This is a genomic window from Streptomyces calidiresistens, from assembly GCF_014141525.1.
Classification (GTDB): domain Bacteria; phylum Actinomycetota; class Actinomycetes; order Streptomycetales; family Streptomycetaceae; genus Streptomyces; species Streptomyces calidiresistens.
Genome location: NZ_VKHS01000401.1, coordinates 1 through 4976 on the forward strand (window position 1 = coordinate 1; position 4976 = coordinate 4976).

Annotated in this window: 2 protein-coding genes and 1 riboswitch; of the genes, one reads left to right on the forward strand and one right to left on the reverse strand. The window is 76.0% G+C overall.

The features are described 5' to 3' along the window. Positions 1-188: 188 nt before the first annotated feature. On the reverse strand, positions 189-3923 hold the full coding sequence (cobN, locus tag FOE67_RS16320; RefSeq protein ID WP_182664957.1) for a cobaltochelatase subunit CobN: 3735 nt from the start codon (positions 3921-3923) through the stop codon (positions 189-191). A 29-nt stretch (positions 3924-3952) separates the two neighbouring features. Further along, positions 3953-4078, reverse strand: a riboswitch (cobalamin riboswitch). 86 nt (positions 4079-4164) lie between these two features. On the opposite strand from cobN, the gene FOE67_RS16325 reads away from it, so the two are divergent. Then, positions 4165-4976 (forward strand): ferredoxin-like domain-containing protein (locus tag FOE67_RS16325; protein ID WP_498370704.1); only part of this gene is annotated, 812 nt, incomplete at its 3' end.

Consider the following 4976-nt stretch of genomic DNA (forward strand, 5'->3'; position numbering starts at 1 on the left):
CCGCCCACCCCGCCGCGGGTGGTCCGGACATTCCCCGCGATGGCCTTCCCCTGCCCGACGACCGGGATCGCGGCCCCGGGGGCGCGGTGGTCACAGGCGCCCCCGGGCGGAGACCCGCCCCGGCCCCGGTGCGGCACCCCGTCGGGGCGCCGCACCGGGGCCGGGCGGCACGCCTCACCCCCCGGGGCTCACTCGTCGTCGGACTCCAGCTCGCCCTCGGTCTCCAGGAACACCCGGCGCAACTCCTCCAGGGTCGCCGGGTCCGGCTCGGCCCACATCCCCCGGCTCTCCGCCTCCAGCAGCCGCTCGGCCATGCCGTGCAGCGCCCACGGGTTGTTCTCCTGCAGGAACTTGCGGTTCTCCGGGTCCAGCACGTACGTCTGCGTCAGCTTGTCGTACATCCAGTCGGCGACCACGCCCGTCGTGGCGTCGTAGCCGAAGAGGTAGTCCACGGTCGCGGCCAGTTCGAAGGCGCCCTTGTAGCCGTGGCGGCGCATCGCCTCGATCCAGCGCGGGTTGACCACCCGGGCCCGGAACACCCGCGAGGTCTCCTCGACCAGGGTGCGGGTGCGGACGGTCTCCGGGCGGGTGCTGTCGCCGATGTACGCCTCGGGGGCCTCGCCGCCGCGCAGCGCGCGGACGGTGGCGACCATGCCGCCGTGGTACTGGAAGTAGTCGTCGGAGTCGGCGATGTCGTGCTCGCGGGTGTCGGTGTTCTTCGCCGCGACCGCGATCCGCTTGTACGCCGTCTCCATCTCCTCGCGGGCCGAGCGGCCGTCCAGGCCGCGCCCGTAGGCGTAGCCGCCCCACACCGTGTAGACCTCGGCGAGGTCGGCGTCGGTGCGCCAGTCCCGGCTGTCGATGAGCTGGAGCAGGCCGGCGCCGTAGGTGCCGGGGCGGGAGCCGAAGATGCGGACGGTGGCGCGGCGCTCGTCGCCGTGCTCGGCGAGGTCGGCGCGGGTGTGGGCGCGCACGTGGTTGTCGGCGTCCGGCTCGTCCAATCCGGCGACCAGCCGCACGGCGTCGTCCAGCAGCCCGATGACGTGTGGGAAGGCGTCGCGGAAGAAGCCGCTGATGCGCAGCGTCACGTCGATGCGGGGGCGGCCCAGCTCCGGGAGCGGGATCGGCTCCAGGCCGGTGACCCGGCGCGAGGCGTCGTCCCACACCGGGCGGACGCCCAGCAGTGCCAGGGCCTCGGCGATGTCGTCGCCGGCGGTGCGCATCGCGCTGGTGCCCCACAGCGACAGGCCGACCGAGGAGGGCCACTCGCCGTGGTCGGCGCGGTAGCGCTCCAGCAGGGAGTCGGCCAGGGCGCGGCCGGTCTCCCAGGCGAGCCGGCTGGGCACGGCCTTGGGGTCCACGGAGTAGAAGTTGCGGCCGGTGGGCAGCACGTTGACCAGGCCGCGCAGCGGGGAGCCGGAGGGTCCGGCGGGCACGAACCGCCCGGCCAGGGCACGCACGGTGTGCTCCAACTCGTCGACGGTGCCCGCCAGTCGGGGCACCACCTCGCGCACGGCGAACTCCAGCACGCCGACCAGGGCCTCGCGGTTCACCGCCGGCGCCCCGGCGGTGTCCGCGTCCGTGCCGGCGCCCGCTTCCGGCAGCACGGCGTCGATGACGCCGGGCACCGCCGACGCCTCCCACCCGGCGTCCTCCATGCCCCGGACCAGCGCCCGGGCCAGCTCCTCCACCCGGTCGGCCTCGGCCCGGCCCGGCGCGGACTCGTCCAGCCCCAGCGCCTCGCGCAGCCCGGGCAGGGCGGTGGTGCCGCCCCAGATCTGCCGGGCGCGCAGGATCGCCAGCACCAGGTTGACCCGCTCCTCGCCGACCGGCGCGTTGCCCAGGACGTGCAGGCCGTCGCGGATCTGGGCGTCCTTCACCTCGCACAGCCAGCCGTCGACGTGCAGCAGGAAGTCGTCGAAGCCGTCGTCGTCGGGGCGCTCCTCCAGGCCGAGGTCGTGGTCCAGGCGGGCGGCCCGGATCAGCGTCCAGATCTGCCCCCGGATGGCCGGCAGCTTGGCCGGGTCCATGACGGAGATCTGCGCGTACTCGTCGAGGAGTTGTTCCAGGCGGGCGATGTCGCCGTAGGACTCGGCGCGGGCCATCGGCGGCACGAGGTGGTCGATGAGGGTGGCGTGCACCCGGCGCTTGGCCTGGGTGCCCTCGCCCGGGTCGTTGACCAGGAACGGGTAGACCAGCGGCAGGTCGCCGAGCGCGGCGTCGGGGGCGCAGGCGGCGGACAGGCCGGCGTTCTTGCCGGGCAGCCACTCCAGGTTGCCGTGCTTGCCGAGGTGGATCATCGCGTCGGCGCCGAAGCCGCCCTCGGTGCGGGAGGCGGCAAGCCAGCGGTAGGCGGCCAGGTAGTGGTGCGAGGGCGGGAGGTCCGGGTCGTGGTAGATGGCGATGGGGTTCTCGCCGAAGCCGCGCGGGGGCTGGATGAGCACGATGAGGTTGCCCCGGCGCAGCGCTGCGAGCACGATCTCGCCGTCGGGGTCGCGGCTGCGGTCGACGAACATCTCGCCCGGCGGCGGGCCCCAGTGCTCCTCGACCGACTCCCGCAGTTCGGCGGGCAACCCGTCGTACCAGCGGCGGTAGTCGGCGGCGGGGACGCGCACCGGGTTGCGGGCCAGCTGCTCCTCGGTGAGCCACTCCCGGTCGTGGCCGCCGGCGTCGATGAGGGCGCGGATCAGGTCGTCGCCGTCGCCGGAGGCCAGGCCCGGCAGCGGGCCCTCCTCCGCGCCGGACGCGCCCGACGCGCCGGTGTCGGCATCGGGGGCGTCCGGGTCGGGACCGATGTCGTAGCCCTCGGCGCGCAGCCGGCGCAGCAGGGCGATCGCGCTGGCGGGGGTGTCCAGGCCGACGGCGTTGCCGATCCGCGAGTGCTTCGTCGGGTACGCGGACAGCACCAGCGCCATGCGCTTGTCGGCCGCCGGGATGCGCCGCAGCCGGGCGTGGCGCACGGCGATTCCGGCGACCCGGGCGGCCCGCTCGGGGTCGGGCACGTACGACGGCAGGCCCTCGGCGTCCACCTCCTTGAAGGAGAAGGGGACGGTGATCAGCCGGCCGTCGAACTCGGGCACGGCGACCTGGGTGGCGGCGTCCAGCGGGGACAGACCCTCGTCGTTGGCCTCCCAGTCGGCGCGCGACCCGGTCAGGCAGAGCGCCTGGAGGATCGGCACGTCCAGGTCGGCGAGGGCGCCCGCGTCCCAGGACTCGTCGTCCCCGCCGGCGGAGGCGTCGGCGGGGGTGGTGCCGCCGGCGGCCAGGACGGTGGTCACCACGGCGTCGGCGGTGCGCAGTTCGGCGATCAGCTCGTCCTCGGGGGCGCGCAGGGAGGCGACCCAGCGCGGCAGCGGCCGGCCGCCGGCGTCCTCGATCGCCCGGCACAGCGCCTCCACGAAGGCGGTGTTGCCGCTCATCTGGTGGGCCCGGTAGTAGAGCACCGCGATGGTGGGGGCGTCGGCCGGCGGCTCGGGGGCGTCGGCGCGCGGGGCGCGCTCCAACCCTCCCCAGGCGGGGGCGGCGGCGGGCGGGTCGAAGCCGTGGCCGGTGAGCAGCACGGTGTCGGAGAGGAAGCGGGCCAGGTGTTCCAGGTTGGTGGGCCCGCCGTGCGCGAGGTAGGCGTGCGCCTCGGCGGCGATGCCCACCGGCACGGTGGAGGCGGCCATCAGCTGGGCGTCGGGGGCCTGTTCGCCGGTGAGGACGACGACGGGGCGGGGCCCGGCGAGGAGTTTGTCCACGCCCTCCTGCCAGGCGCGCAGCCCGCCGAGGAGGCGGACCACCACCAGGTCGGTGCCCTCCAGCAGCGCGTCCAGGTCGTCGAGGGGGAGCCGTGAGGGGTTGGCGAACCGGTAGGGCACCGGGCCTCCGGCCGCGCGGGCGCTGAGCAGATCGGTGTCCGACGTGGACAGGAGCAGGAGCATGCTGCGGCCGGCCTTCCTCGGGGTCCTCGCCCCGGGCGGTGGCGACGGCGGGAGTTCCTGACTCATCCGGCCGGTGTGGCCGGATTCACAGTGGCGGGACCGCGCCGGACTCTCACCGGCTTCCTCCCCGAAACGCCGTCGCAGGCGTCGGCGATCCGGTCGGACCGCCACCGGTCATCGTATGCGCCGGCGGCCCCCGTGGGGAGTACGCCCCCGTGGGGCCCCGGGTATGCTCGCCGGCATGTCCACCCGCCCCGCAACCGTGCCGAACCGGGAGGAATCGTCCGGCCGTCGGCGCGACGACGCCTGCCCCGGCGCGCTGCGCCTGCACGCCGCCGACGACGGCGCGCTGGCCCGGGTGCGGCTGCCGGGCGGTCTGCTGGACGCGTCCGCCGCGCGTGTCCTCGCCGACCTGGCCGAGGAGTTCGGCGACGGCCGGATCGACCTCACCTCACGCGGGAACATGCAGCTCAGAGCCCTTCCGGCGGACTGCGGGACCGAGTTGGCGGGCCGACTGCGGGCGGCCGGGCTGCTGCCCTCGGACACCCACGAGCGGGCGCGGAACATCGTGGCCACGCCCCTGGCGGGCGCCCGCTCCGGCGTGCACGCGGTGGCCCGGGAGGTGGACCGGGCGCTGTGCGCGGACCCGGTGGCGGCCCGACTGTCGGGGCGGTTCCTGTTCGCCGTGGACGACGGGCGCGGGGACGTGGCGGCGCTGGACGCGGATGTGACGCTCGTCGCTCCCGCCGCCCCGGGCGCCGACCCGGACACCGCCCCGGGCGCCGGCCGCCCCGACGGGTGGTGCCTGGCCCTGGGCACCGGCGCCCGGGTGACGGTGCGTCGGGAGGACGCCGCCCGGGCGGCGATCCTTGCCGCCCGCCTCTTCCTGACCACCGGCGACACGGTCGCCGAAACCGCCGCCCCCGACACGGCCGTCGGCGGGCGCCCCGACCGGATCTGGCGGGTCACCGACCTGCCCGCCGACCTGCTCCCCGACACCGGGCGGCTGATCGGGGCGCTCGCCGCCGGCGGCATATCCGCCGACCCCGATCC

Bases quoted from the DNA above. Each gene is read 5' to 3' on its own strand.
- cobN (WP_182664957.1), bottom strand. From the start codon at position 3,923: ATGCTCCTGCTCCTGTCCACGTCGGACACCGATCTGCTCAGCGCCCGC.